The sequence below is a fragment of the Luteimicrobium xylanilyticum genome (assembly GCF_009429125.1).
GTDB classification, from domain to species: Bacteria; Actinomycetota; Actinomycetes; order Actinomycetales; family Cellulomonadaceae; genus Luteimicrobium; species Luteimicrobium xylanilyticum.
Genome location: NZ_CP045529.1, coordinates 2,317,244 through 2,343,898, shown reverse-complemented (window position 1 = coordinate 2,343,898; position 26,655 = coordinate 2,317,244). Strand labels below are relative to the sequence as shown.

The 26,655-nt window shown below is 72.1% G+C and carries 24 protein-coding genes; 10 read left to right on the top strand and 14 right to left on the bottom strand.

What is annotated here, in order from left to right; all coding sequences use genetic code 11:
* The first annotated feature begins 162 nt into the window (after positions 1–162).
* Entirely contained in the window at positions 163–513 is a 351-nt protein-coding gene (erpA, locus tag KDY119_RS10420) for an iron-sulfur cluster insertion protein ErpA (protein WP_036949817.1), read from the top strand.
* A gap of 144 nt (positions 514–657) precedes the next feature.
* On the opposite strand, the gene KDY119_RS10415 is transcribed toward erpA, so the two are convergent.
* Complete coding sequence (locus KDY119_RS10415) at positions 658–909, bottom strand: sulfurtransferase TusA family protein (RefSeq protein ID WP_153022282.1); 252 nt, start codon at positions 907–909, stop codon at positions 658–660.
* Complete coding sequence (locus KDY119_RS10410) at positions 906–2,084, bottom strand: cysteine desulfurase family protein (protein WP_153022281.1); 1,179 nt, start codon at positions 2,082–2,084, stop codon at positions 906–908. The genes KDY119_RS10415 and KDY119_RS10410 overlap by 4 nt, the downstream gene beginning before the upstream one ends.
* A 238-nt stretch (positions 2,085–2,322) precedes the next feature.
* Here KDY119_RS10410 and ctaC point away from each other — a divergent pair, with 238 nt between their 5' ends.
* Genes ctaC through KDY119_RS10395 form a run of 3 tightly spaced genes read left to right on the top strand, consistent with a single transcriptional unit; the run spans position 2,323 to position 5,440 of the window.
* On the top strand, positions 2,323–3,267 hold the full coding sequence (gene ctaC, locus KDY119_RS10405) for an aa3-type cytochrome oxidase subunit II (RefSeq protein ID WP_227994295.1): 945 nt from the start codon (positions 2,323–2,325) through the stop codon (positions 3,265–3,267).
* Positions 3,267–5,045, top strand: coding sequence for an aa3-type cytochrome oxidase subunit I (gene ctaD, locus KDY119_RS10400; protein WP_051136499.1), 1,779 nt, complete (start codon positions 3,267–3,269; stop codon positions 5,043–5,045). Before ctaC ends, ctaD begins: the two co-directional genes overlap by 1 nt.
* Positions 5,042–5,440 (top strand): cytochrome c oxidase subunit 4, encoded by a 399-nt coding sequence (locus tag KDY119_RS10395; protein WP_036949824.1) that lies wholly within the window; start codon positions 5,042–5,044, stop codon positions 5,438–5,440. The genes ctaD and KDY119_RS10395 overlap by 4 nt, the downstream gene beginning before the upstream one ends.
* Before the next feature lie 671 nt (positions 5,441–6,111).
* Here the strand turns inward: KDY119_RS10395 and KDY119_RS10390 are convergent.
* The 5 genes from KDY119_RS10390 to ctaE all read right to left on the bottom strand — a co-directional run bounded on the left by KDY119_RS10390 (position 6,112) and on the right by ctaE (position 11,036).
* Positions 6,112–6,738: a superoxide dismutase gene (locus KDY119_RS10390; protein ID WP_036949827.1), complete on the bottom strand. Its 627-nt coding sequence runs from the start codon at positions 6,736–6,738 to the stop codon at positions 6,112–6,114.
* A gap of 102 nt (positions 6,739–6,840) precedes the next feature.
* On the bottom strand, positions 6,841–8,547 hold the full coding sequence (gene qcrB, locus KDY119_RS10385) for a cytochrome bc1 complex cytochrome b subunit (RefSeq protein WP_051136500.1): 1,707 nt from the start codon (positions 8,545–8,547) through the stop codon (positions 6,841–6,843).
* Positions 8,544–9,572 carry a cytochrome bc1 complex Rieske iron-sulfur subunit gene (gene qcrA, locus KDY119_RS10380; protein WP_036949829.1) on the bottom strand — a complete coding sequence of 343 codons (1,029 nt, stop codon included), beginning with the start codon at positions 9,570–9,572 and terminating at the stop codon, positions 8,544–8,546. Before qcrA ends, qcrB begins: the two co-directional genes overlap by 4 nt.
* Positions 9,569–10,348 (bottom strand): cytochrome bc1 complex diheme cytochrome c subunit, encoded by a 780-nt coding sequence (gene qcrC, locus KDY119_RS10375; RefSeq protein ID WP_036949831.1) that lies wholly within the window; start codon positions 10,346–10,348, stop codon positions 9,569–9,571. The genes qcrA and qcrC overlap by 4 nt, the downstream gene beginning before the upstream one ends.
* Before the next feature lie 52 nt (positions 10,349–10,400).
* Positions 10,401–11,036, bottom strand: coding sequence for an aa3-type cytochrome oxidase subunit III (gene ctaE, locus KDY119_RS10370; RefSeq protein WP_036949833.1), 636 nt, complete (start codon positions 11,034–11,036; stop codon positions 10,401–10,403).
* 241 nt (positions 11,037–11,277) lie between these two features.
* On the opposite strand from ctaE, the gene trpD reads away from it, so the two are divergent.
* Positions 11,278–12,351 (top strand): anthranilate phosphoribosyltransferase, encoded by a 1,074-nt coding sequence (trpD, locus tag KDY119_RS10365; protein ID WP_227994294.1) that lies wholly within the window; start codon positions 11,278–11,280, stop codon positions 12,349–12,351.
* Positions 12,352–12,371: 20 nt separating this feature from the next.
* On the opposite strand, the gene KDY119_RS10360 is transcribed toward trpD, so the two are convergent.
* From KDY119_RS10360 to KDY119_RS10350, 3 genes are read right to left on the bottom strand one after another with little or no spacing between them, the layout of a single operon-like run.
* A complete protein-coding gene (locus tag KDY119_RS10360; RefSeq protein ID WP_036949838.1) occupies positions 12,372–12,653 on the bottom strand; it encodes an Lrp/AsnC family transcriptional regulator in 282 nt (93 codons plus the stop codon).
* Entirely contained in the window at positions 12,647–14,518 is a 1,872-nt protein-coding gene (locus KDY119_RS10355) for a DEDD exonuclease domain-containing protein (RefSeq protein WP_153022280.1), read from the bottom strand. The genes KDY119_RS10360 and KDY119_RS10355 overlap by 7 nt, the downstream gene beginning before the upstream one ends.
* A gap of 57 nt (positions 14,519–14,575) precedes the next feature.
* A complete protein-coding gene (locus KDY119_RS10350; protein WP_036949844.1) occupies positions 14,576–16,393 on the bottom strand; it encodes an AMP-dependent synthetase/ligase in 1,818 nt (605 codons plus the stop codon).
* A gap of 252 nt (positions 16,394–16,645) precedes the next feature.
* Here KDY119_RS10350 and KDY119_RS10345 point away from each other — a divergent pair, with 252 nt between their 5' ends.
* Positions 16,646–17,593, top strand: coding sequence for an ROK family glucokinase (locus tag KDY119_RS10345; RefSeq protein ID WP_153022279.1), 948 nt, complete (start codon positions 16,646–16,648; stop codon positions 17,591–17,593).
* Positions 17,594–17,636: 43 nt separating this feature from the next.
* On the opposite strand, the gene KDY119_RS10340 is transcribed toward KDY119_RS10345, so the two are convergent.
* A complete protein-coding gene (locus KDY119_RS10340) occupies positions 17,637–18,194 on the bottom strand; it encodes a hypothetical protein (RefSeq protein WP_153022278.1) in 558 nt (185 codons plus the stop codon).
* Between the two features lie 62 nt (positions 18,195–18,256).
* On the opposite strand from KDY119_RS10340, the gene KDY119_RS10335 reads away from it, so the two are divergent.
* The 3 genes from KDY119_RS10335 (at position 18,257) to KDY119_RS10325 (ending at position 21,894) form a co-directional block, all read left to right on the top strand.
* Positions 18,257–19,147, top strand: a complete 891-nt coding sequence (locus KDY119_RS10335; RefSeq protein ID WP_083890809.1) for a lysophospholipid acyltransferase family protein — start codon at positions 18,257–18,259, stop codon at positions 19,145–19,147.
* 180 nt (positions 19,148–19,327) lie between these two features.
* The gene (locus KDY119_RS10330; RefSeq protein ID WP_036949851.1) at positions 19,328–20,545 is read left to right on the top strand and encodes a pyrophosphate--fructose-6-phosphate 1-phosphotransferase; all 1,218 of its coding nucleotides are present in this window, start codon (positions 19,328–19,330) and stop codon (positions 20,543–20,545) included.
* On the top strand, positions 20,542–21,894 hold the full coding sequence (locus KDY119_RS10325) for a class II 3-deoxy-7-phosphoheptulonate synthase (protein WP_153022277.1): 1,353 nt from the start codon (positions 20,542–20,544) through the stop codon (positions 21,892–21,894). The genes KDY119_RS10330 and KDY119_RS10325 overlap by 4 nt, the downstream gene beginning before the upstream one ends.
* Before the next feature lie 304 nt (positions 21,895–22,198).
* On the opposite strand, the gene pknB is transcribed toward KDY119_RS10325, so the two are convergent.
* Positions 22,199–24,319: a Stk1 family PASTA domain-containing Ser/Thr kinase gene (pknB, locus tag KDY119_RS10320; RefSeq protein WP_036949854.1), complete on the bottom strand. Its 2,121-nt coding sequence runs from the start codon at positions 24,317–24,319 to the stop codon at positions 22,199–22,201.
* Between the two features lie 87 nt (positions 24,320–24,406).
* Between pknB and KDY119_RS10315 the strand changes: the two genes are divergently transcribed.
* Positions 24,407–24,811, top strand: a complete 405-nt coding sequence (locus KDY119_RS10315; protein WP_036949857.1) for an Rv2175c family DNA-binding protein — start codon at positions 24,407–24,409, stop codon at positions 24,809–24,811.
* Between the two features lie 12 nt (positions 24,812–24,823).
* Here the strand turns inward: KDY119_RS10315 and KDY119_RS10310 are convergent, their stop codons facing one another.
* On the bottom strand, positions 24,824–25,927 hold the full coding sequence (locus tag KDY119_RS10310) for a polyprenyl synthetase family protein (protein WP_036949860.1): 1,104 nt from the start codon (positions 25,925–25,927) through the stop codon (positions 24,824–24,826).
* A 9-nt stretch (positions 25,928–25,936) separates the two neighbouring features.
* Positions 25,937–26,614, bottom strand: a complete 678-nt coding sequence (locus KDY119_RS10305; RefSeq protein WP_153022276.1) for a hypothetical protein — start codon at positions 26,612–26,614, stop codon at positions 25,937–25,939.
* Positions 26,615–26,655 lie beyond the last annotated feature (41 nt).

Below are 26,655 nucleotides of genomic sequence, written 5' to 3'. Positions count from 1 at the left end.
GGCGTCGTCGGGCCGGACGGCCGGTCCGGGTGTCCGGCGGAGGTTCCCGAGACTCGCGGGAACACGATCGCGCGGAGCGCGGTTGACGCTCACGGAGACGCCCGGGCATGCCACCCGGTGCCACGACCGGGGCCCGGCCCCTGCGACCAGCGGAGAACGAACATGAGCGAGACGACCGAGATCGCCACCCACGGCGTGAACCTCACCGACGTCGCGGCGGACAAGGTCCGCAGCCTCCTCGAGCAGGAAGGACGAGACGACCTGCGGCTGCGGGTCGCCGTCCAGCCCGGCGGCTGTTCCGGCCTGATCTACCAGCTCTACTTCGACGAGCGCGTGCTCGACGGTGACGCGCTGCGCGACTACGACGGCGTCGAGGTCGTCGTGGACCGCATGAGCGTCCCCTACCTCGAGGGCGCGACGATCGACTTCGCGGACACCATCGAGAAGCAGGGCTTCACGATCGACAACCCGAACGCCGGCAGCTCCTGCGCCTGCGGCGGCTCTTTCAGCTGACAGGTCGCCCGGGGAACAAACCGGGTCGCGACCGACTCAGGCCGCGGGGGCTCCGTGCGCCGCTCAGGCCGCGGGGGCTCCGTGCGCCGCTCAGGCCGCGGGGGCTCCGTGCGCCGCTCAGGCCGCGGGGGCTCCGTGCGCCGCTCAGGCCGCGGGGGCCTGGCCACTCACCTCCACCGTGAGCGACCAGGTCCCCGCGGCTTCGTCGTGCTCGGAGCCGACGACGGCGTGCCCGCGCATCCGTGCCCAGGCCGGCACGTCGTGCTCGGCCGCCGGATCCGTGGCGAGGACGGTCAGCAGGGCGCCCGGGGCTGCGTCTCGGGCCGCGGCGGCGAGCCGGATCACCGGCAGCGGGCACCGCAAGCCACGTGCGTCGACGACGACGGTCGGGCTCACAGGGCCTGCGCCCCCAGGAAGGAGCGCACCCGCGCGACGGCGCCGGGCAGCACGGCGAGGAAGCGCTCGACATCGTCCCGGGTCGTCTCACGGTCGAGCCCGATCCGCACGTTGCCGTGCGTGAGCACGCCCATCGCCGCGAGCACGTGCGACGGCTCGAGGGAGCTCGAGGTGCAGGCGGAGCCCGACCCGACGGCGAAGCCCGCCCGGTCGAGCTCCGTCACGAGCGCCTCCCCGTCGACGTAGAGGCACGAGAAGGTCACGACGTGCGGCAGACGGTCGTCCGGGTCTCCGACCACCTCGACGTCGGGCACCTCGGCCGCGACGCACGTCCGGACGAGGTCGACGAGAGCGCGCCGCCGGCGGTCCTCCTCGGCGCGGTCCGCGAGCACGGCCTCGAGCGACGCCGCGGCCGCGAACGCCGCAAGCACCGATGGCCCGCCGGGGAAGAAGCGGTCCTCGTCCTCGGGCGCGACAGGTCGCCACCGCACCCCGCGCCGGACCACCAGCACGCCCGCCCCGGGAACCGAGCCCCAGTCGCGCGGGTCGAGGGCGAGGACGTCCCACGCCGCCCCCACGTCCACGTGCCCCGCGCTCGCGCCGGCGTCGACGATCAGTGGCACCCCCCGCGCGGTCGTGGCCGCGTGCGCCGCGCCCGTCGGCTGGAGCGTGCCGACCTCGCCGTTCGCGTGCTGCAGGGCGGCGAGCGCGGTAGGCCCGTCGTCTAGGGCCGCCGCGAAGGCCTCCGTGTCCACCGCGCCGGTGCGGTGGACAGGCACGCGCTCGACGTCGAGCCCCGCGTGCTCGCCCGCGTGCAGCACCGCGGCCCGCTCGACGGCGCTCACGACCGCGCGCGTGCCCGCGCGGCGTCGTCCCGCCGCCACTCCCAGGACCGCCGCGTGGAGCGCGGCCGTGTGCGACGGCGCGACGTGGACCTCCTCGGTGCGCGCGCCCACGGCCCCGGCCAGCGACTCGCGTGCCCCGTCGAGGAGCGCACGCGCCCGGCGGCCCTCGGTGCTCAGCCGGCGTGGGTCGGCCCAGCCGTCGTCCAGCGCCTGCTCGAACGCCCGGCGCGCCACCGGATGGATGCGCGCCGCTCCCGAAGCGTCGAGCCATGCGCGCCGGGGCGCCTCCGCCGTCGTCGGGGGAGCGGAGGACGGGGTGGGATCGGTCACAACGCCCACCCTAGACGCGGCGAACGATCTGACAGATCGGTAGGGTCCGCCAGCAAGGACGGGGCGTTCCGCGGAATCCTGCCCGACGTGGAGGGCAGGTTCGCATGACGGCCCGATCTGCGGTGATCGTCCGGGGCGCCACGGGCGCGGACCCGTGGGAACGCGCGCTAGGCTGCGTGTGTCGAGAACGAAGGTCTTGCGGAGGACTCGTGGAGCCACGGGTCCACCCTGACGTGACGTGAGAGGCCCCCCCTTGCACCCGCACACCCCCCGCCGCCGCAGGTGGCAGCTCGTCACCGGAGCGGCCCTCGCCGCGTCGGTCGCGCTGCTCGCGTCCGGCTGCTCGCCCGACAAAGTGAAGCGTGGCTTCCTGCCCGGCTATGACGACGGCAAGCAGGTCACCGACCAGACCGCCCGGATCACGCACCTGTGGAACGGTTCCTGGATCGCGCTGCTCGTGGTCGGCGTGATCACGTGGGGCCTGATGATCTGGTGCATCGCTGCCTACCGGAAGCGCAAGGGCGACGACGCCCTGCCGATCCAGACGCGGTACCACATGCCCCTCGAGATCATGTACACGGTCGTCCCGATCGTCGCGATCCTCGTCCTGTTCTTCTACACGAACCGCGACGTCACCGAGATCAAGAAGGTCAGCGGCACGCCCGACGTCACCATCGGCGTCATCGGCAAGCAGTGGAGCTGGGACTTCAACTACGTCGACGAGGACGTCCACGAGGCGGGCGTCATGGCGCAGGACGTCGGCTCGCTGACCAAGGACGACCTCGTCGACGGCGCCAAGGGCACCGACAAGGCGATGCCGACGCTGTACCTGCCCGTCGGCAAGAAGGTCCTGTTCAACCTGACGACGCGCGACGTCGCCCACTCCTTCTGGGTCCCCGCGTTCCTCTACAAGGAGGACCTCATCCCGGGTCACCCGAACTCGTTCGAGATGACCCCGCTCCGTGAGGGCACGTATGCAGGCAAGTGCGCCGAGCTGTGCGGCGAGTGGCACTCGAGCATGCTCTTCAACGTCAAGGTGGTCTCCGAGCAGGAGTACCAGCAGCACATCGAGGACCTGCGCGCTGCGGGCCAGACGGGGCTGCTGTCGGACGCCTACGACCGTTCGCAGAACGACGGCGAGACGGCGGGCAACCTGCCGACGGACAGTGAGGGTGGTCAGTGATGGCGCACGCAGAATCGATCCCCGGGCTGCGGGTGGAGCGCCAGACGCTGGGCCGCACCGTCGTCAAGTGGGTCACCTCGACCGACCACAAGACGATCGGGTACCTGTACCTCATCAGCTCGTTCGTGTTCTTCCTGATCGGCGGCGTCATGGCGCTGCTGATCCGCGCTGAGCTCTTCGAGCCCGGGCTGCAGGTCGTGCAGAGCCGCGAGCAGTACAACCAGCTCTTCACGATGCACGGCACGATCATGCTGCTGATGTTCGCGACGCCGCTCTTCGCGGGCTTCACGAACGTCATCATGCCGCTGCAGATCGGTGCCCCCGACGTCGCGTTCCCGCGCCTGAACATGGTGGCGTACTGGTTCTACCTGTTCGGCTCGCTCATCGCGGTCGGCGGCTTCCTCACCCCGCAGGGTGCGGCCTCGTTCGGCTGGACGGCGTACGCGCCGTTGTCCGACACGACGTTCTCACCGGGCGTCGGTGGCGACATGTGGGTGTTCGGACTCGCGCTGAGCGGCTTCGGCACGATCCTCGGTGCGGTCAACTTCATCACCACGATCATGACGATGCGCGCCCCGGGCATGACCATGTTCCGGATGCCGATCTTCACGTGGAACGCCCTCATCACGAGCATCCTCGTGCTCATGGCCTTCCCGCCCCTCGCGGCCGCGCTGCTGGGCCTCGGTGCGGACCGCCGGCTCGGCGCGCAGGTGTTCAACCCCGACAACGGGGGAGCGGTCCTCTGGCAGCACCTGTTCTGGTTCTTCGGGCACCCCGAGGTCTACATCATCGCGCTGCCGTTCTTCGGCATCATCTCGGAGATCCTGCCGGTCTTCAGCCGCAAGCCGATCTTCGGCTACAAGGGTCTCGTCTACGCGACGATCTCCATCGCGGCGCTGTCCGTGACGGTCTGGGCGCACCACATGTACGTGACCGGCGCGGTGCTCCTCCCGTTCTTCTCGATCATGACGATGTTCATCGCGGTCCCGACCGGCGTGAAGTTCTTCAACTGGATCGGGACGATGTGGCGCGGCAAGCTCACGTTCGAGACACCGATGCTCTGGTCGATCGGCTTCCTGGTCACCTTCCTCTTCGGTGGTCTGACCGGCGTCATCCTCGCGAGCCCGGCGCTGGACTTCCAGCTCTCCGACTCGTACTTCGTGGTCGCGCACTTCCACTACGTGGTCTTCGGCACCGTCGTGTTCGCGATGTTCGCGGGCTTCTACTTCTGGTGGCCCAAGATGACGGGCCGCATGCTCGACGAGCGCCTCGGCAAGATCCACTTCTGGCTGCTGTTCGTGGGCTTCCACGCGACGTTCCTCATCCAGCACTGGCTCGGCGTCGACGGCATGCCCCGTCGGTACGCGGACTACTCGCCCGAGGACGGCTTCACCTGGATGAACCAGGTGTCGACGATCGGCTCGTTCATCCTCGCCGCGTCGATGATCCCGTTCGTGTGGAACGTCTACTCGACCTGGCGCAACGCGCCGAAGGTCACCGTGGACGACCCGTGGGGCTACGGCATGTCGCTCGAGTGGGCCACGTCCTGCCCCCCGCCGCGGCACAACTTCACCTCGCTGCCGCGCATCCGCTCGGAGCGTCCCGCCTTCGACCTGCACCACCCCGAGGTCGCGGCCATGGACCACGCGGACGAGCACCCCTCGCCGGCAGCCCAGGTCTTCGGCGAGGCCGACCGGCGTGGGCACACGGAAGCCACGGCCGGACGAGTCGAAGGCCGCCCTGAGCACGGCACCGGCCGGACGGAGGACACCAAGTGAAGCTCGAGTCCAAGCTCTTCCTCCTCCTGACGCCGTTCTTCGCGGCGATCGGCGTGGTCTACGGCCTGTGGAGCCACTGGGAGCCGGTCGGCTCGGTCGGGATCTTCCTCGTCGCCGCGTTGTCCGCGATGATCGGGACGTTCCTCGCCCTCACGGCACGGCGCATCGACCCGCGGCCCGAGGACAATCCCTACGGCGAGATCGACGAGGGTGCCGGAGACCAGGGCGTGTACGCGCCATGGAGCTGGTGGCCCCTCGCGATCGCTTTCCCTGCCGCGCTGACGTTCCTCGGCCTGGCCGTGGGCTGGTGGCTCGTCGGGATCGGCATCGCGCTCGGCGTGGTCGGTCTCATCGGGTGGGTCTTCGAGTACTCTCGCGGTCAGCACGCGCACTGACGCTGCTTCACCGTCACACCGACAGCGGCCGGGCCGTCCCTGAGGGGGCGTCCCGGCCGCTGTCGTTGTTGCCCACGGTGACGTCCGCCCGACCCACCCGTCGCCGTCGTCCATCCCCACGACCGGTCGCCCCAGACCCGCACACACCGGATTCCGCGGCGGCCGACCATGCGATCGGCCACCCCCGAACGCGCCGATCATGTGAAGATCCCCGTTCTCCGCGCCGAAATGGGGTGTGTCCGCATGCTCGGCGCAGTGGAGAGAGTGGGACCGCATGCGAGGGGCACCCGACGACGGCGCCCGGTCGGAGGACACCGGGGCACCGCCGAGTCAGCCAGTCCGATTGTCGCGAGTCAGCGTGAACTTCCCGCTGACTCGCGACGAATGCGTTGACTCGCGACACGGCCCGGCGGCGGCCGAGCAGCTGCGACGGAGGCGAGCCGAACGTCGAGCGGGTGGGCGCGGGGAGGTGGTGAAGGGCGTCAGGGAGTGCGCACGGCCCCCAGGGCCGAAGCACGACAGCCCGAACCACCTCGCCGCACCCACCCGCGACCCCGACCACGTCGCCATCGACGAACACGACGTCACCATCGACGAAGGGCCGCACCCCCGACGGGATGCGGCCCTTCAGCGACGGTCTGGCGGGCTGAGACGCCGCCAGCAAGATGTCGTCAGGCGGGAACGATGAGTCCTGCCGTCTGCGTACGAGCACGCGTGAAGCGGGCGTCGGCGTCGGCCCAGTTCACGATGTTCCACCAGGCCGTCACGTAGTCGGCGCGCACGTTCTGGTAGTCCAGGTAGTAGGCGTGCTCCCAGACGTCCAGGAGGACGAGCGGGACGAGCCCGAGGGCGATGTTGCCCTGCTGGTCGTAGAGCTGGACGATGATGAGCTTCTGCCCGATCGAGTCCCAGGCCAGGATGGCCCAGCCGGAGCCCTGCACGCCGGCCGCGGTCGCGGCGAAGTGCTTCTTGAAGGCCTCGAAGGAACCGAAGTCCTGGTCGATGGCCGCGGCGAGCTCGCCGGTCGGCTCACCGCCACCGTCGGGGGAGAGGTTCTGCCAGAACGCCGAGTGGTTCACGTGACCGCCGAGGTTGAACGCGAGGTTCTTCTCGTGCAGGTTCACGGCAGCGAGGTCACCGGACTCGCGGGCTTCGGCGAGCTTGTCGAGCGCCGTGTTGGCACCCGTCACGTAGGCGGCGTGGTGCTTGTCGTGGTGGAGCTCCATGATGCGCCCGGAGATGTGCGGCTCGAGGGCCGCGTAGTCGTAGGGAAGCTCGGGGAGCGTGTAGACAGCCATGCGTCACTACCTTCCTGGATGTGGTGAGGCCCGCCCGCACGTGTCACCGGCAAGATGCCGGGAACACGTGCGAACGGGCCATGTACCTACTCTGCGACGAACTCAGTGCGATCGCTCGGTGGCGTCCGCGGAGTGGTCCGGTGCAACGAGGGTGTGGTCCTCGCCTCCCGGCAGGGCGTCGTGCTCGCCGTGCGAGTGCGACGCTGCGAGCTCTGCGGGGGTCACCGGGTCGATGCGGTCCTCGTAGAAGAACCGGGACAGCTTCGCCCAGCGCTTCGCCGACTTGTAGGACTTGTCCTTGGTGCCCTTCGGTCCCGCGGGGGCGGGCAGCTCGAGCGGCCGGGGCGCGTCGTAGCTGACGCGGAGCCAGCGCTCCTGCTCGTCCAGGGGACGGTGCACCTCGATGTACTCGCCGGACGCGAACCGGACGATGCGGCCGGTCTCGTGCCCGTGCAGGACGAGCTCCCGGTCCTTGCGCTGCAGGCCGAGGCAGATCCGCTTCGTGATCCAGAACGCGAACCAGGGGCCGACGAAGACCAGCACCCGGAAGAACCACGTGATCTCGTTGATCGAGAGGTGGAAGTGGATCGCGATGAGGTCGTTCGATCCGGCGAACGCCAGGATGATGAAGAACGCCAGGAACGCCATGCCGATGCCCGTGCGGGTCGGCCGGTTGCGCGGCCGGTCGAGGACGTGGTGCTCACGGTTGTCGCCCGTGACCTTGGCCTCGAGGAACGGATACAGCGCAAAGCCGATGAGCAGCAGGACGGGCAGCACCGCCGGGACGAGGACGTTGAGCGACCAGGTGAAGTCACCCCACGACACGAACTCCGCCTGCCCCGGCATGAGTCGGAGCGATCCCTCGAGGAACAGCATGTACCAGTCGGGCTGGGCACCCGCGGAGATGGGGGAGGGGTCGTACGGTCCGTAGTTCCACACCGTGTTGATCGCCATGGTCGCGCCCATGAGGGACAGGACCGCGAAGACCACGAAGAAGAACCCGCCGGCCTTCGCCGTGTACACGGGGAAGAGCGGGAAGCCCACGACGTTGCCGTCCTTGCGTCCACCGCCCGGGTACTGGGTGTGCTTGTGCACGACGACGAACATCAGGTGCAGCGCGACGAGCGCCAGGATGATCGCGGGGATCAGCAGGATGTGGAGCGTGAACAGTCTCGGGATGATCTGTTCGCCCGGGAAGTCGCCGCCGAAGATGAAGTACGACATGTACGAGCCGATCACGGGGATCGACTTGACGACGCCGTTCGCGATCGCGAGGCCGTTGCCGGACAGGACGTCGTCGGGCAGCGAGTAGCCGGTGAAGCCGGCGAGGAGGCCTGTGAGCAGCAGCGTGAACCCGATGAGCCAGTTGAACTCGCGCGGGCGGCGGAACGCGCCGGTGAAGAACACGCGCATCATGTGCGTGACGATCGACGCCATGAAGACGAGCGCTGCCCAGTGGTGGATCTGACGCATCAGCAGGCCGCCACGCACCTCGAACGACAGGCGCAGCGTCGACGCGAACGCGTCGGACATGAGCAGGCCGTGCATGGTGGCCGGCTCGCCCTCGTAGGTGCTCAGGCTCATGCTCGGCACGAAGAACATCGTCAGGAACGTGCCAGTGATGAGCAGCACCACGAACGAGTAGAGCGCGATCTCACCGAGGAGGAAGGACCAGTGGTCCGGGAAGACCTTGCGCGCGAACTCCTTGACCGCGTGGCCGATGCCGGTGCGGTTGTCGAGATAGTCCGACGCGCGCCCGATCGGCGTCGTCGGCTCGGTGGCCGAAGGCCGGGTCGTTGTCGTCGTCACCGCAGTCGCTCCCAGTAGCTCGGGCCGATGGGCTGGTCGAATCCGTCCTGTGCCACGAGGTAGCCCTCGGAGTCGACGGTGATCGGCAGCTGCGGCAGGGGCCGCTTCGCGGGGCCGAACACGACCTTCGCGCCGTCGGCGACGTCGAACGTCGACTGGTGGCACGGGCAGAGGAGGTGGTGGGTCTGCTGCTCGTAGAGCGCGACAGGGCAACCCACGTGGGTGCAGATCTTGGAGAACGCGATGATGCCGTCGTAGGTCCAGTTCTCCTTGCCCTTGGCGAAGGGCTTGAAGTCGCGGGGGTCCAGCCGGACCATCAGGACGAGGGCCTTGGCCTTCTCGCTGATCCACTCGCCGGTCTGGCGGTACTCGTCGCTGACCTCCGGGATGACGTGCACGGCGGAGCCGATCGTCACGTCCGAGGCCTTGATGGGGCGGCCCGTGGGGTCGTAGGTGAGACGCGTGCCCTTCTTCCACAGCGTCGTGCGGAAGGTGCCGACGTTCCAGTCGCCGCCGACCGAGCTGATCAGCGGCACGGCGATGGTGAGCGGGAACAGCGCGAGGGCGGAGACCACGACGCCCTTGAGGACGCCGCGGCGGCCGATGCCCGAGTCCTTGATGCCGTCGGCCAGCTTCTGGACGGCGATCTCGCGGACGTCGTCGGGGCTGCGCGTGGTGTGGCGGTCCTCGACGACCTCGTGGTCGGACATGAGCGTCTTGGCCCAGTGGATCGCGCCGACGCCGATCCCGGCGAGCGCGAAGAAGATCGCGATGCCGAGCGTCATCGTCGAGGCCCGGACACCGCCGATGGTGCCGTCCGGGCGCACGGCGAAGTAGGCCCACAGGGCCACGATCGTGCCGATGACGGAGATGGTGAAGAGGACCACGACCTGGCGCTCGGCGCGCTTGTCGGCCTTGGGGTCCGTGTCCGCCATGCGGTGGCGGTGCTCGGGGATTCCCGGGTCCTGGAAGTGCTCGAGGTCGCCCTCCGGGTGGGGGACCGTCACGTCGGTCGTCTTGCTCACGAGGACTTCGCTCCGATCCAGACAGCGGCGCCGATCAGGAGGCCGAGACCGACCACCCAGGCCCAGATGCCCTCGGACACCGGGCCGAGCGAGCCGAGGGTCGCGCCACCCGCGCTGCCGTGGCGCTGGGCCTCGAGGTACGCGATGACGTCACGCTTCTCGTCGGGGGTGATGTTGGCGTCGTTGAACACCGGCATCGACTGCGGACCCGTGAGCATCGCCTGGTAGATGTTGCGTGCCGACGTGCGCTCGAGCGACGGTGCGTACTTGCCCTCGGAGAGCGCACCGCCCTGTCCGGTGGCGTTGTGGCACATCGCGCAGTTGGTGCGGAAGATCTCCGCGCCCGTCGCGGGGTTGCCCTTGGAGCCGTCGACCTGCTCGTCGGTCGGGATCGCGGGGCCGGCGCCGAGCGACGCGATGTACGCGGCGAGCTGCGTCGTCTGCTCGTCGGTCATCTGTCGCGGCTTGGTCTGCGCCTGCGGGCCGTCCATGGCCATCGGCATGCGGCCGGTCGAGACCTGGAAGTCGACGGCGGCCGCGCCGACGCCGATCAGCGACGGTGCGTTGGCCGTGCCCTGGGCGTCGAGCCCGTGGCACGTGGCGCAGTTGGCCTGGAACAGCTTCTTACCGGTCTCGATGTCCTGCGTGCTGGCGGAGTCCGCCCGCGCCTGGCTCGGCGCGAGGACGGCGTAGACGCCGCCAGTGACCAGCAGCGCCAGCAGCAGCAGCACGACCGGCGCGAACCGGTGGTGCCTGCGGGCGGCGAGTGCCTTCACGGGTGATCCTCGTCTCGCGGTGGGGGGTGTGGGGTTCAGGGGTGGTGGTGCGTCAGCGCAGGAGGTAGATGACGCTGAAGAGCGCCACCCACACCACGTCGACGAAGTGCCAGTAGTAAGACGTGACGATCGCGGAGGTCGCTTCGTGGTGTCCGAACCGCTTTGCGGAGAAGGTCCGGCCGAGAAGGAACAGGAACGCGATCAGACCACCGAGCACGTGGAGGCCGTGGAAACCGGTGGCGAGGTAGAAGACCGAGCCGTACGCGTTCGAGTGGATCGTCAGACCCTGCTCGACGAGGTCCGAGTACTCGGTGACCTGGCCGGCGATGAAGATCGCACCCATGACGTACGTGACGGCGATCCACTCGACCATGCCCCACTGGCCGACCTGCCAGAGCTTGCCGGTGCGCCGCGGCCGGAACCGCTCGGCGGCGTAGGTGCCGAGCTGGCAGGTGAACGACGAGAGCACGAGGATCGTCGTGTTGCCGGCCGAGAACCAGACGTTGAGCTTGTCGGCCTGAGCCGACCAGTCGCTGGCCGGCATGACCGAGCGAGCGGTGAAGTACATCGCGAAGAGTCCCGCGAAGAACATCAGCTCGCTCGAGAGCCAGACGATGGTCCCGACCTGAACCGGGTTGGGCCGGTTGACGGTCACGTGGGTGTGGGGGGTAGCCGTTGCGGTCGACACGGCTTCATTATGGCCGACGAGGGCGTGGTTTGGTTCACGAAGCGGCCGTCCGGGCGCGGTCGAATCTCACACTTCCTTGACATTCTGCGCTTCGTACCCGCACCTCATGACGGAAGTCGCGAAGGTGTCACCAAACGGGCGACGACGGCGTGCGCCCGGCCGTGCGTGCCGTGTGACCGGATCGCGGGACACATCGCGGGACACAGAGGGCGGCGCGTTCCGCCGCTGGCATCATGGGGGCGTGACGACCCCACCCACGGTGCCCCCGTCAGCGGCGCCGACCTGGCCCGCCCTGCTCCAGGCGCTCGTCGACCGCCGCGACCTCGCCGCCCACGAGACCGCGTGGGTCATGGACCAGGTCATGGCGGGCGAGGTGTCGGCCGCGCGGCTCGCGAGCTTCCTCGTCGGGCTGCGCGTCAAGGGCGAGACCGTCGACGAGCTCGCCGGCCTGGCGGACGCGATGCTCGCGCACGCGCGCCGGTTCGAGGCGCCCGCGCCGTCGGTCGACATCGTCGGCACCGGCGGGGACCGCGCCCACACCGTCAACGTCTCCACGATGGCGGCGATCGTCGTCGCCGGGGCAGGCGTGCGCGTCGTGAAGCACGGCAACCGGGCCGCGACGTCGTCGTCGGGCTCGGCGGACGTGCTCGAGGCGCTCGGGGTCCGGCTCGACCTCGACGTGCCCCGCGTCGCCGAGCTCGCGACCGAGGTCGGCATCACGTTCTGCTTTGCGCAGGCCTTCCATCCGTCGTTCCGGCACGCGGCGGCGGCGCGCGGCGAGCTGCCCATCCCGACGGCGTTCAACTTCCTCGGCCCGCTGACGAACCCCGCGCAGCCCCGTGCTACCGCGATCGGCGTGGCCGACGCGCGGATGGCGCCCCTGGTCGCGGGCGTGCTGGCCTCGCGGGGGACGTCGGCGCTCGTGTTCCGCGGCGAGGACGGTCTCGACGAGCTGGCGGCCACCGCGCGGTCGCGCGTGTGGCTGGTCGACGGGGGCGAGGTCACCGAGCAGGTGCTCGACTCGGCCGACGAGCTGGGGCTGACGCGCATCACCGTCGCGGACCTGCGTGGCGCGAGCGCGGAGCACAACGCGGGCGTGGCCCGGCGCGTGCTCGGGGGAGAGGCGGGCCCCGTGCGCGAGACGGTGCTGCTCAACGCGGCTGCCGCACTGGTCGCGGACGGCTCTCAGCCCGGCACGGGCGACGGGACGCTCGTCGAGCGCCTGCGCGCCGGAATGGACGTCGCCGCACGCAGCATCGACTCCGGTGCGGCCGCCGAGCTCCTCGAGCGCTGGGTCGCGGCCTCGCGGCGCTGAGAGGTCGCGACCGCTCGGCCTCAGTCCTCGAGCCCGATCTCGAACGCCTGCTCGAGGTCGACCTGGGAGTAGGCACGGAACGCCAGCAGCGTCTCGGTCCGGACGACGCCGGGCACCTTGCTGATGCCGTCGGCGATGACGTCCGCGAGCTTGTCGTGGTCGCGTACCCGCACGATCGCGACGAGGTCCGCGCGCCCGGTCACCGAGTACACCTCGCTGACCCCGGCGAGGCCCGCGACGGTCTCGGCAACCTCGGGGATGACGTCGGGGGCGGTGTCGATGAGGACGATCGCGGTCAGCATGGGGCAGGCTCCTCGGGCTGGGCCGGCACGGGGGGTACCGGTGTCTCGGGCGGCGGAGACGGGCGGGACCCGTCGCCCAGATCGTAGGCCGACACGACCCGCGACGCCCGGGCCAGGTGGTGCGCCCGGCTCCCGAGGCGCACCGGCAGGCTCAACGGGTCGGTGACCTCGACGACCCGGACCCCGGGCTGGTCGAGCCACCCGAGCACCAGCTCGGCTTCGTGGGGGTGCGCCGCCGGGGCGGGCGGCACCGGTGGGTCGACGTGCTCCGCAGTGGCGACGAGGGCTCGGACGGCGGCGACGGCGTCGTCGGCGGGCGCGGTGCGGGCGGTGGCCGCCAGCCGGGCGTGCCGGACGACGGCCAGCTCCCACCCGCCGTCCGCGGGCCGGGCGGCGACGAGCTGGCGGCAGGCAGCGAGAGCCCGCAGGCGCGCGCCCCGCTCGACGCCGGTGCAGAACGACTCGAGCCGCTCCGCCACGTGCTGGGCCTGCTCGTAGCGCTGCTGCGCCGACAGCGACGCCATGCGCCGGGCGAGCGCCTCCACCACGGGCGACGGGTCCTCGAGCAGGGCGCGCCGGACCTCCTCGACGGTCCGCGCATAGGGCGCCGCCGCACCCGGGTCGACGCACGGCGCGGCGCACCGACCGAGGTCCGCGAGCACGCACGACGCGGCCCCGGCCGCCGGGACGAGCGGGAGCCGGCGCGTGCACGTGCGCAGCGCGAACGTGTCGGTCACGGCCTCGGCGGCGGCCTGCGCCTGGGTCTGCGACGCGAACGGTCCGACGTGCGCCGCGACCGTCCCGTCGGGCTCGGCCCGCACGTCGCGGACCACCGAGAGGCGGGGGTGCGGCTCGGCGGTCAGACGCAGCCACGGCATGCGCTCGGGGTGCTTGGACCGCCGGTTGTAGCGCGGCTCGTGCTCCGCGATCAGGCGCAGCTCGCGCACCGACGCCTCGAACGCCGTGCCGCACACCACGACCGAGACGCTCGCGGCGAGCCGCACCATCTCGGTCATCCGGCGCCGCTTCTCACCGGCCGTGAAGTACTGCCGGACGCGCGAGCGCAGGTTGCTCGACGTCCCCACGTACAGGACCTCGCCGTCGGGCGCGTGGAAGAGGTAGACGCCCGGCGCCTGGGGCAGACCGTCGGCGAGGTGGCGCTTGCGCCGGACCTCGGGCGGCACGGGGTCGGTCGCGTTCTCGAGGTCCTCGAGGTGGGTCACGCCGAACGCCGCGTGCCGCTCGAGGAGCGCGTGCAGCACGTCGACGGTCGCCCGCGCGTCGGCCAACGCCCGGTGCTCGGGCGTGACCTGCGCGTGGAAGAGCCGGGCGAGCGTCGCGAGCTTGTGGTTGGGGGCCTCGTCCCGGGTCACGACGCGGCGCGCGAGCGCGACCGTGTCGACCACCGGGTAGCCCGGCCACTCGTACGCGCACGCCCGCGCGGCAGCGCGCAGGAAGCCGACGTCGAACGGGGCGTTGTGCGCGACGAGCACCGCGCCGTGCGCGAACTCCAGGAAGCTCGGGAGCACGAGGTCGATGGTCGGGGCGGTCGCAACCATCGCGCTCGTGATCCCCGTGAGACGCGCGATGAACGCGGGGATCGGCCGCCCGGGGTCGACGAGCGACTGGAACTCGCCGAGCACCTCGCCGCCGCGGACCTTCACGGCCCCGATCTCCGTGATGCCGCCCTCGCGGGCCGAGGCGCCCGTGGTCTCGAGGTCGACGACGACGAACGTCACGTCCTGCAGCGGGGTTCCGAGCTCGTCGAGCGTGGGCTGGTAGGCGACGGGAGGCTGAGGGGTCGTGCCGGGGGCAGCCAGGGTGGTGGTGCGTGGGGTGCCGGCCGTGGTGCCCGTCGTGCTCATGGCCGCGACGCTAGGCGCGGCCACCGACAGCCGGGCGGACGCCGAGCGGCGGCCCGCTCAGAACCCGTGCTTGCCGGCGTCCGCGTAGAGCGCGTCGATCTCGCCCGCGAAGTCCTTCAGGACGAGGAACCGCTTGACCCCGAGCTTGTTCGACAGGTACCCGTTCTCCACCGTGAAGTCGGTGCCGAGGACACGGAACTTGCGGATCGACTCGGCCCGCGAGACGGCCTGGTTGGCCCGGTCGACGGCCTGCTGGAGGGCGGCCAGGACGTCGGGGTCGGCCGCGGCCTGCTCGATCGTCAGCTCGGGCTTGCCGTGCACGGCGAGCCAGCCGGGCAGCGCCTCGGCGTCGAGCGTGATCAGCGCCCCCACGAAGGGGCGGGCGTCGCCGACGACGACGCACTGGGACACGAGCGGGTGCGCGCGCACCCGGTCCTCCAGCACGGCCGGGGCGACGTTCTTGCCGCCCGCGGTCACGATGATCTCCTTCTTGCGGCCGGTGATCGTGAGCATGCCGTCGCCGTCGAGCGCGCCGAGGTCGCCCGTGCGGAACCAGCCGTCGTCGAAGGCGTCGCGGGTGGCCGCGTCGTTGCCGTGGTACCCCCGGAAGACTCCCGGTCCGCGGACCAGCACCTCGCCGTCGTCGGCGATGCGGACCGCTGACCCGGGCAGGGGCGGGCCGACGGTCCCGATCACGACGTGGCCGGGCACGTTGACCGTGACGGGCGCGGTGGTCTCGGTCAGGCCGTAGCCCTCGAGGACGGTCACGCCGACGGACCGGAAGAAGTGGCCGAGGCGTTCGCCGAGGGGCGCGCCGCCCGAGATCGCCCACCGGGTGTCGCCGCCGAGCGCGGTGCGCAACCGGCGCAGGACGAGCGCGTCGGCGAGCCGGTGCCGGGCCCGCAGCACGGGCCCCGGGCCCCGGCGCGAGTCGAGGGCGCGCGACCAGCGGATCCCGGACGCGACCGCCCAGTGGAAGACGGCGCGGGTCGCCCGACCCTGCTCGGCGGCCTTCTGCTCGCTCGAGTTGTAGACCTTCTCGAACACGCGCGGCACGGCCAGCAGGAAGGTCGGGCGGAACGATGCGAGGTCGTCGAGGAGCGTCGTGGTGCTCGACGCGTGCGCGAGCACGGCACCCGCCGGGACCACGACCACGGCGATGAACCGCGCGAACACGTGCGCCATCGGCATGAAGAGCAGCGTCCGCGAGTTCCCGGCCAGGACCTCGTGCATCTTCGCGATCGCGTTCGCGCACAGGTCGACGAAGTTCCCGTGCGTGAGCTCGACGCCCTTGGGGTTGCCCGTCGTACCGGACGTGTAGATCACGGTCGCGACGTCGTCGAGCGTCGCGAGGGCGCGGCGGCGCGCGATCTCGGCGTCGTCCACCTTCGCTCCCTCGGCCTCGAGGACGCCCAGGGCGTCCTGGGAGAGCGCCAGGACGTCGTCGAGCACCGGGACCTCGGACCGGAACGCCGCGACCGCGGCGGCCATCGCGTCGTCCTCGACCACGAGGAGCCGGACGTGCGAGTCCTCGCACGACCAGCGGACCTGCTCGGCGCTCGACGTCTCGTACAGCGGGACCGGCACCAGACTCGCGGCCCAGCACGCCCAGTCCAGGACGGACCACTCGAGGCTCGTGTGCGCCATGATCCCGACGTGGTCGCCCGGTTCGAGCCCTCGCGCGACCAGGCCCTTCGCGACCCGCACCACCCGGGCGTCGAAGTCGCGCGCGGTCACGGGGCGCCAGCCGCCCTCGCCGTCGCGCTCCTCGAACAGCGCGCCGTCGGGCCGCTGCGCCACGCGCTGCGCGAGGAACGCGTTGAGGTTGGACGTCGGGTCGACCTCGACCAGACGGGGGGTGCTGGACTCGGGCATCGGGCTCCCATCGCCGGACGCCGGCGTCGGCGCCTGCTCGCGGTCACGAGACGTCGGGAAGTCTACTGGCCGGCGACCCGCCGCTCCCGGACGCCGGACGGGCTCGTGCCCGACCCCCGCCGCGGGATAGCCTGCACGCGGCGTCTTCCCGGGCCGGCCCTCGCCGGCCCCGTCCGCACCCGCGACGCCGCCCCACCCGTTCACCACCGGGCCGCGAGGCCCGGGCTCACCGTGAGGACACCTGAGGACACCATGTACGCAGTCGGGGTCGACATCGGAGGCACCAAGATCGCCGCGGGCGTCGTGGACGAGGACGGCACGATCCTCGCCAAGACGCGCCGCAGCACCTCGCCCGACGACGTCGCGAGCATCGACCGCGCGATCGCGGAGGTGTACGAGGAGTTCCGCGGGGACTACGAGATCGGTGCCATCGGGGTCGCGGCCGCCGGCTTCGTGAGCAACGACCGCACCACCGTCCTGTTCGCCCCGAACATCGCCTGGCGCGACTACCCCGTCGGCGAGAAGGTCCGCGCGCTGATCGGCGAGGACGTCCGCGTCGTGGTCGAGAACGACGCCAACGCCGCGGGCTGGGGCGAGTTCCGGTTCGGGTCCGCCAAGGACGCCACCGACATGCTCATGCTCACGCTCGGCACCGGGCTCGGGGGCGCGGTCGTCGTCGACGGCCGCCTCGTGCGCGGGCGCTGGGGTGTCGCCACCGAGGTCGGCCACATGCGCGTCGTGCCCGGCGGCCACTACTGCGGCTGCGGGCACCAGGGCTGCTGGGAGCAGTACGCGTCCGGCTCGGCCCTCGTGCGCGACGCGCGGGCCGCCGCCGTCGCGATGCCGGACCGGGCGGCGGCGCTGCTGGCGCTCGCGGGCGGCGACCACGACGCGATCACGGGCCCGCAGGTCACGAGCGCGGCCCAGGCCGGCGACCCGCTGGCCCGGGACCTGTTCGCGGACCTGGGTCGGTGGGTCGGCGAGGGTGCGGCCTCGGTCGCGGCGCTGCTCGACCCGGAGCTCATCGTCCTCGGGGGCGGTGTCGCCGACGCGGGCGAGCTCCTGTTCCCGTCGGTGCGCGCGGGCTTCGAGCGCGAGCTGTCGGCGCGCGGCCACCGGCCCGAGGCGCGGATCGTCGCGGCCGCGCTCGGCAACGACGCGGGCATGGTCGGCGCAGCGGACCTCGCGCGCGTCGACTGAGCCGCACGGCAGACCGGGACCACCGTGGCGGTCCGGGGCGCTGTCAGACGACGGCGCCCGGGTCGTCGTCGTCCTCGTCGCGGCGGTGCGGCATCCGCCACAGCAGGATGCCGAGGCCGGCCAGGAACGCCGCCCCGGCGACCTGCCCGACGAGCGCCGGGAACGGTCGCACCACCACGAGCAGCACGAGCACGACGAGCGGCGCGGCACCGACCAGGCCCCAGGCGAGGTTGAGGAGCGGGTCGCGGCCCAGCACGGGCGGCGGCTCCGGTGGGACGAAGTGCGACTCCTGGTCCTCGAGGTCCTCGACCTCGGGACCCGTGGGCCAGTCGCGTGGCCGGGTCGGCTGTACCCAGGGCGCGACCTCGATCGACCGGGCCGGAACGTCGGTCCCGGCCGTCGGAAGGTCGCTCGCGCCACCGTCGGCGGGCGTCTCGAGGTCGGCGACGAGCGACCTCCACTGCTCCTCGGCCCACGCGTCCGTCCAGCCCGACTCGTCGGGGCGCGGGCTGCCCTCGCCACCGTGCTCCCCGGGACCTCCGGGCGCGCCCGGGTCGCGTGCGCCGTCGTCGGGCACGGGCCCCGCGTTGGGATCCACCATGGAACCACTCTATTGTCAGGAGCACGCCGGGGGAGTACCGCGGCTCCCGGGGAGGAGAGACGGTGTTCTACTGGCTGATGAAGATGATCGTCGGGCCGGTGCTGCGGCTCGCGTTCCGGCCCTGGTCGCGCGGTACGCACCACGTGCCCCAGCAGGGGCCGGCGATCCTCGCCAGCAACCATCTCGCGGTGATCGACTCGTTCGTCCTGCCGCTCACGGTGCCCCGCAAGGTGCAGTTCCTCGGCAAGTCCGACTACTTCACCGGCTCCGGCCTCAAGGGCCGCCTGACGGCGGGCTTCATGAAGGGCGTCGGCACGGTGCCCGTCGACCGGAGCGGCGGCCGGGCCTCCGAGGCCGCCCTCCGCACGGGGCTCCGCCTCCTCGGCGAGGACGAGCTCCTCGGCATCTACCCCGAGGGCACGCGCAGCCCCGACGGTCGCCTCTACCGTGGCAAGACGGGCGTCGCGCGCCTCGCGCTCGAGTCCGGGGCGCCCGTGATCCCGGTGGCCATGATCGGGTCCGACGTCGCGCAGCCCCTCGGCAAGACGATGCCGCGGCCCAAACGGATCGGTGTCGTCTACGGCGAGCCGCTCGACTTCAGCCGCTACAAGGGCATGGAGGAGGACCGCTTCATCCTGCGGTCCGTGACCGACGAGATCACCTACGCGATCATGTCGCTGTCGGGGCAGGAGTACGTCGACATCTACGCCGCGACCGCGAAGGCGCGCCTCGCGCAGGGCGTCCCCATCGAGGCCGACGGCGCGACCACGGCCGGGGCGCCCGGCGGACGACCCATCCCGGACGTCGTCCTGCCCGAGCCGCCCGCCGAGGACGCGGACGAGGACGAGGACGAGCGCGCCACCGAGGCGGACGCCGAGAGCGGTACGGGGCCGGCCGACGACGACCGACCCGCGGACGGCGGGCCGCAGCCCCCGCCGTCGTCAGTAGACTGACGGCGACCCGGGCCGGCGGCCGTCCCGGACCTCGTCGGCCGCGGGCTCGCCGCAGCCGGGAAGCGTCCGGCGTCCGCGTGCGGGCTGCGCGCCGTCAGCGCACCGCACGCGAGCAGCGCCGGCCCCAGTACGACCGGTGCGAGGGCGACCACCCTCGCGCCCCAACGAGAGGTTGATCGCATGTCGGTCCGTCGCGTCGCCCTGCTCACTGCGGGTGGCTTCGCCCCGTGCCTTTCCTCGGCCGTCGGTGGCCTCATCGAGCGGTACACCGAGCTCGACCCCGAGATCGAGATCATCGCCTACCAGTACGGCTACCACGGCCTGCTGACCGGCACGAAGGTCGTCGTCGACGCGGAGACCCGCGCGAAGGCCGGGATCCTGCACCGGTTCGGCGGGTCGCCGATCGGCAACTCGCGCGTCAAGCTCACCAACGCCGCCGACTGCGTCAGGCGCGGGCTCGTCCAGGAGGGCCAGGACCCGCTCCAGGTCGCGGCCGAGCAGCTCAAGGCCGACGGCGTCGACGTCCTGCACACCATCGGGGGCGACGACACCAACACGACCGCCGCCGACCTCGCGGCCTACCTCGAGGAGAACGGCTACCACCTGACCGTCGTCGGGCTGCCGAAGACGATCGACAACGACGTCGTCCCGATCAAGCAGTCGCTCGGCGCGTGGACCGCCGCCGAGGAGGCTGCGGGCTTCGCCGCGCACGTCATCGGCGAGCACCGCAGCGGGCCCCGCATGCTCATCGTGCACGAGGTCATGGGCCGGCACTGCGGCTGGCTGACCGCGGCGGCGGCCCGGAAGTACCGCGAGTGGCTCGACCTGCAGGACTGGGTCCCCTCGATCGGCCTCAGCAAGGAGCGCTGGGACGTCCACGCCGTGTTCCTGCCCGAGCTTGCCCTGGACATCGACGGCGAGGCGGCCCGGCTCCGCACCATCATGGACGAGCAGGGCAACGTCAACATCTTCCTGTCCGAGGGCGCCGGCATGCACGAGATCGTCGCGCAGCTCGAGGCCGCGGGGGAGACCGTCGAGCGCGACCCGTTCGGGCACGTCAAGCTCGACACCATCAACCCCGGCCAGTGGTTCGCCAAGCAGTTCGCCGAGAAGCTCGGCGCCGAGAAGGTCATGGTCCAGAAGTCCGGCTACTACTCGCGCGCCGCGGCCGCGAACGCCGAGGACCTGCGCCTCATCAAGTCCATGACCGACCTCGCCGTCGAGTGCGCCCTGCGCGGCGACTCGGGCGTCATCGGCCACGACGAGGAGGACGGCGACCGCCTCAAGGCCATCGCGTTCCCGCGGATCGCCGGCGGCAAGCCGTTCGACGTGTCGCAGCCCTGGTTCGGCGACCTCCTCGCCGGCATCGGCCAGCCCCTGGTCACGGCGCAGGCATGAGCGTCGGCGTGCTCCCCGGCGTCGGGCTCGAGTCGCTCGACGCGTACCGCGCCAAGGTCGCGCTCCAGCAGCCGACGTGGCCCGACGCCGGGGCGCTCGCCGCAGCCACCGACGAGCTCGCCGCGGCGGCACCCCTCGTGGTGCCCGCCGCCGCAGACCGGGCGCGCGAGCGCCTCGCGGCCGCGGCGCGCGGCGAGGCGTTCCTGCTCCAGGGCGGCGACTGCGCCGAGTCGTTCGCCGAGGCGGGTGCCCTGCGCATCCGCAACAAGGTCCGCACCATCCTCCAGATGGCGGTCGTGCTGACGTACGGCGCGTCGATGCCCGTCGTGAAGATGGGGCGCATGGCCGGCCAGTACGCGAAGCCGCGCAGCTCCGACAGCGAGACCCGCGACGGCGTGACCCTGCCCGCCTACCGCGGCGACATGGTCAACGCGCACGCGTTCACGCCCGAGTCGCGCATCCCCGACCCCGCCCGGCTCGTGCAGGCGTACCGGATCTCCGGCGCGACCGTCAACGTCGTGCAGGCCCTCGCCGAGGGCGGGTTCGCCGACCTGCGGCGCGTGCACGAGTGGAACCAGGGGTTCATGCGGAACCCCGCCTACGCCCGCTACGAGTCGACGGCCGCCGAGATCGACCGGGCGATCCGGTTCATGGCTGCGTGCGGCGCCGACTTCGAAGCGCTGCAGACCGTGGAGTTCTTCGTTGCGCACGAGGCGCTGCTCCTCGACTACGAGCGTGCCCTGTCCCGCATCGACCCCCGCACCGGCGCCGCGTACGACACGTCCGCGCACTTCCTGTGGATCGGCGAGCGCACCCGCCAGCTCGACGGCGCCCACGTCGAGTTCCTGTCCCGCGTCGCCAACCCCATCGGCGTCAAGCTCGGCCCGACGACGCAGCCCGAGGACGCCATCGCCCTCCTCGACCGGCTCAACCCGGCCGGCGTGCCCGGGCGCCTCACGTTCGTGGCGCGCATGGGCGCCGGGAAGGTCCGCGACGCACTCCCTCCCCTCGTCGACGCCGTCCGCGCCGACGGGCGGCCCGTCGTGTGGGTCACCGACCCCATGCACGGCAACACGATCACCAGCGAGTCCGGGTACAAGACCCGGCGGTTCGCCGACGTCCTCGACGAGGTCTCCGGGTTCTTCGAGGTGCACCGTTCGCTCGGCACGGTGCCCGGCGGCCTGCACGTCGAGCTCACCGGCGACGACGTCACCGAGGTGCTCGGCGGGAGCGAGGAGATCGACGACGCCGGGCTCGCGCGGCGGTACGAGACGCTCGTCGACCCGCGGCTCAATCACCAGCAGTCGCTGGAGCTGGCGTTCCGTGTCGTGGAGATGCTGCGCCGCTGAGCCCCTCGTGACTCGGCCGTACCCCCGCGTGTCGTCTCACCTCGCCCGCCGACGGTGATCTTCGTCCGCCGGTGGTGACGCCGCGTTCACCGACGGTGACCTACGCCGTCGACCATGCGATCCGCCACCCCGGGACGCGCCGACCATGCGGGGATCCACCTTCTCGGCTCCGATCATGCGCGCAACCCCATGCTCGACCGGAGAGGGGGGCACCATCCACGTGACGATGGCGAAACCCACGTGACCATGGGCGAACCCAGTGTCACTGCCGGCGAACGGAGCGTCACCGCCGGCGCGGTCAGCGTCAGAAGACCGTCAACGAGACCGTCGAGCCCTTCGGCGCCTTCTTCTTGCCGTCGGGGTCCTGGAACCGCACGGTGTTGAGCACGCCGCCGAGGAACTTGTTGACCTTGACCTTGAAGCCCTTGGCCTCGAGGAGCTTCTTCGCCTCGGCCGTGTGCTTGCCGGTCACGGACGGGACGACCACCATCTCGGGGCCGCGGGAGACGGTGAGCGCCACGGTGTCGCCGCGGTGCAGGGTCGTGGACTGCTGCGGGTCCTGGCTGATGACGGTGCCCTCGGGCACGTCGTCGGAGTACTGCTTCGTCACCTGGGGGACCAGGCCGGAGCTCTTCAGCGTGGCGACGGCGTCGTCCTGGTCGCTGCCCTTGACCTGGGGCACGGTGACGGGGGCAGGGCCGTCGGAGACCACGACCTGGATGGGGCTGTTGTGGGGGACGGAGGTGCCCGCGTCGACGGACACCGAGATGACGTGGCCTTCGGGGACCTTGTCGGAGTAGTCCTCGACGGGGGTGGGGACGGCGTCGAACCCGCTCTTCGCGAGGCTCGCGAGCGCCGCGTCCTTGGTCTTGCCGACGAGCCCGGCGGGCACGGTGTGGTTCTCGATGCCCTGGGAGACGGTGACCTCGACGGTCCCGTCCTTGCGGATCTTGTCGCCCTCGCCGGGGTTGACGCTCACGACGTCGCCGTCGGGCACGACGTCGTCGAACGCCTTGGTCTGGTGTGCGCGCAGGCCCACGGACTCGAGCGCGGTGTCGGCGTCGTCGGCGCTCGTGCCGACGATGCCGGTCGGGACGACGGTGTACGCGCCGGGGCCGGAGCTCATCCACCAGGTCCAGAACCCGAAGACGCCGACGACGGCGAGCACGAGGACGAGGGCCCAGACCCATCGCCGGCGCCGCCTCTTGCGCTTGCGTGCGACGTCGTGCGCAGGGACGACGGGGTTGGTGAGGACGGGCAGCTCGCCGCGGGTCGTGCCGGATCCGAGCTCGTCGCGCGCGAGGACGCGCGTCCCGGTGCCGAGGTTGCCGAACACGGCGGTCGGGATGGCGTCGAGGGACCCTTCGTCGTCGTCGCCGGCTGTGTCGCCCGCGCCCTCGCGCTCTTCCCTCGCCTCGTCCGCGCTCACGTCTGAGGCGTCGTCGTCGGGGCCGAGGGTCGTTCCGGCGTCGGCGACCACGTCGTCCGACGACGGCGCGCCGACGGGCCCCGACGGGCCCTCGGTCACGACGGCGGCAGGCGGGTCGGCCCGGCGCTCGAGGTCGGCGTCGGACAGCATCCGCCGCGTCTGCCGGACGAGCGCGAGCGCGGCGGCGGCGTCGCGGGGGCGGTCGTCGGGGTCGCGGGCCGCGAGCGAGCAGACCAGCTCGTCGACCTCGATCGGCATCCACCACGCGCTGCGCGACGGGGCGGGGATGTCGGAGTTGACGTGCTCGAACGCGACCTGGATCGGGGTGGACCCGGTGTGCGGGTGCTTGCCGAGCAGCATCTCGTAGGCGAGCACGCCGACCGAGTAGACGTCCGTGCGTGCGTCGCAGCGACCCGTCGTGATGACCTCGGGGCTGAGGTACGCGACCGTGCCGAGGACGGTGCCGGTCGCGGTGGCGGCGACCTCGGTCACGGCGCGCGCGAGGCCGAAGTCGGCGAGCTTGACGTGCTCGTCCTCGGTGAGCAGCACGTTCTCGGGCTTGATGTCGCGGTGGACCAGGCCGGCGCGGTGCGCCGCGGCGAGCGAGTCGAGGATCTCCTCGAGGAGCCGGAGGGTCTCGCCGAGGCTGAGGGTCCGCTCGTCGCGCAGGCGCGCCCGGAGGTTGGTCCCCGGGACGTACTCCATCGTGAGGTAGCTGGTCTCGCCGTCGAAGCCCTGGTCGTAGACCCCGACGAGGCCGGGGTGGGTCAGCCGGGCCGCCGCGCGGGCCTCGCGTCGGAACCGCGAGACGAACTCGGCCCCCTCGACGCCGTCGACGAGGTGCGCGTGCATGATCTTGAGCGCGACGTTCCGGTCGAGGCGCCGGTCGACGGCGAGATACACGGTCGCCATGCCGCCGCGGGCGATCCGGGACACGACCTCGTAGCGTCCGTCGACGAGGGTGCCGACGAACGGGTCAGAGGTCGTGGTTGCCACGGTGGAAGTCTACGGACCCGTAGGGCTGCTGTGTCGCATCCTGCCTGCGCCGGGCGGCGAGTCTCACCCGGTCGTTACGCTTTCTCCGTGACCGAGCAGCAGCCCGAGCAGGCGCAGACCGTCCCCAGCACGCCCGACGCCGGCGAGACCACCGAGTGGCTCACGATCCCCGACGTCGCCGAGCGCCTCGACCTGGACGTCGTCCGGGTCCGTCAGCTCCTGCGCGAACGCAGGCTCGTGGCGGTGCGCCGCGGCGAACGCAGCGTCCTGCAGGTTCCTGCGGCGTTCCTCGTGGAGCACGAGGGCCGGCTGCAGCCCATCCCGGCCCTGCACGGCGCGGTCGTCCTGCTCGACGACGCCCGGTTCACCGACGACGAGATCGTCGAGTGGCTCTTCGCACCCGAGGAGACGCTGAACGGGCTCGCCCCCGTCGAGGCGCTGCGCGCGGGGCAGCGGGCCGCGGTGCGGCGCGTCGCGCAGGGCCTGGGCTGACCGCGGGCGCGGTCAGGCGTCGCGTTCGACGAGGCCGCGGGCGAGCGCCAGGAGCATCGCCCGGCCGGGCTCGACGAGGGCGTCCGACTCGAGCGACGCGAGAGCCCCGTCCGCGAGCTCGTCGATGAGCGACTCGATCGCGGCGACCGCACCGGACCGGACGAGCGACTCCCGGACGCCGTCCACCTCGCCCGCAGTGAGGTCGGCGCGTCCCAGCGCGGACTGCACGAGCTCGCGGTCGTCGTCGGAGGCCGACGCCAACGCCCGCGCGACGAGGACGGTCCGCTTGCCCTCCCGCAGGTCGTCGCCCGCGGGCTTGCCCGTGCGGGCAGGGTCCCCGAACACGCCCAGCAGGTCGTCGCGGAGCTGGAACGCCTCGCCCAGCGGCAGCCCGTACGACGACGCCGCCGCCAGCGCGCCTGCGTCGGCACCCGCGAGCGCGGCACCGAGCAGCAGGGGGTGCTCGACCGAGTAGCGCGCGGTCTTGGCGCGGATCACGGTGCGGGCGCGCTCCTCGTCCGCGGCCGGGTCGGCCCCCCACGCGACCGCCTGGGCGTGCACGTCGAGGAACTGGCCGGTCGTGACGGCCAGCTCCATGTCGTCGAACAGGTCGCGCACGAGGTCCGTCGTCGCCCGGTCGAGGTGGGCGGTCGCGCGGCCCAGCGCGCGCCCGGCGAGGACGAGCGCCAGGTCGCCGAGCAGGATCGCGACCGACTCCCCGTAGCGGGCGGCGTCGCCCGACCAGCCGTGCTCCCGGTGCCGGGCCGTGTGCACGACGTGCGCGGCAGGGAGCCCGCGCCGCGTCGCCGAGGCGTCCATGACGTCGTCGTGGAACAGGGCGGCCGCCTGGAAGAGCTCGAGGGCCGCGCCGACGGTCAGCGCCGCCGAGCGCCCGGGCTCCCCGTCGCCGCCGTGCGCGCGCCAGGACCAGTAGCACAGGGCCGCGCGCAGCCGCTTGCCGCCCGACAGCATCGCGTCGAGCGAGTCCGCCAGCGTCTCGGCGTCCGGGCTCACGTCGCGCAGCCGCTCCCGCTCGGCGTCGAGGGTGGCACGCAGGACGCCGTCGACGCCGCGGCGCACGTCCTCCTGGTCGACGAGGACGGCGGCGGGGGGCATGGCGCGATCCTATCGGCCGGTGCCGGTCGCGCCCTTCGTGGTCGCGCCCGTCCCGGAGGGGGCCGTGGACGTCGACCCCGGCGCCGTCGACCTCGACTTCGCCTGGGGCGCCGGGACCTGGCCCGAGACGGTCACGAGGGACGTGCCGTGCTCGGACACCACTGCGACCTGCACGTAGTCGGCGAGCTCCGTCGACCCGACCTTCGCACCGGCGCTCGCGGTCGCCGACGTGCGGCGGTAGGTGGCGCCGTCGTCGGCACCCTTGGGCTTGCCGGAAGCGCGCGTGAAGCCGGCCTTCTTCCACGCCTTGGTGTAGGTCGTGACGATCGTGGCGGGCTTGGCCCTGGTGCTGAGGCTCAGGGAGAACTGGACGTGCGCGCCGTCCGCGTCGCGCTCGGCCGAGCTCGACAGGACCGTCGCGCCGTCGGGCACGGGGGCGAGGCTCGTCGGCAGGTCAGGCGCGAGCGCGCCGGCCGTGGACCCGGCCGCGAACGAGGGGAGCGTGGTGGTCGCGGCCGACGGCGCGGGCGTGCTCGCGACCGCCGGGTCGTCCCGCAGCGAGCCGACCTTCCAGACGACGCCCACCACGACGGCGGCGACGACGACGGCGAACAGGACCCGGGCCGCGCGGTGCGGGTGGGCCGTGCGGCGTCGGGCGCTGCGGGACGGGGTGGGGGAGTCGCTCACGCGCCCCACCGTACCCAGCCCGCGGAGCGCTGCGGGCACAC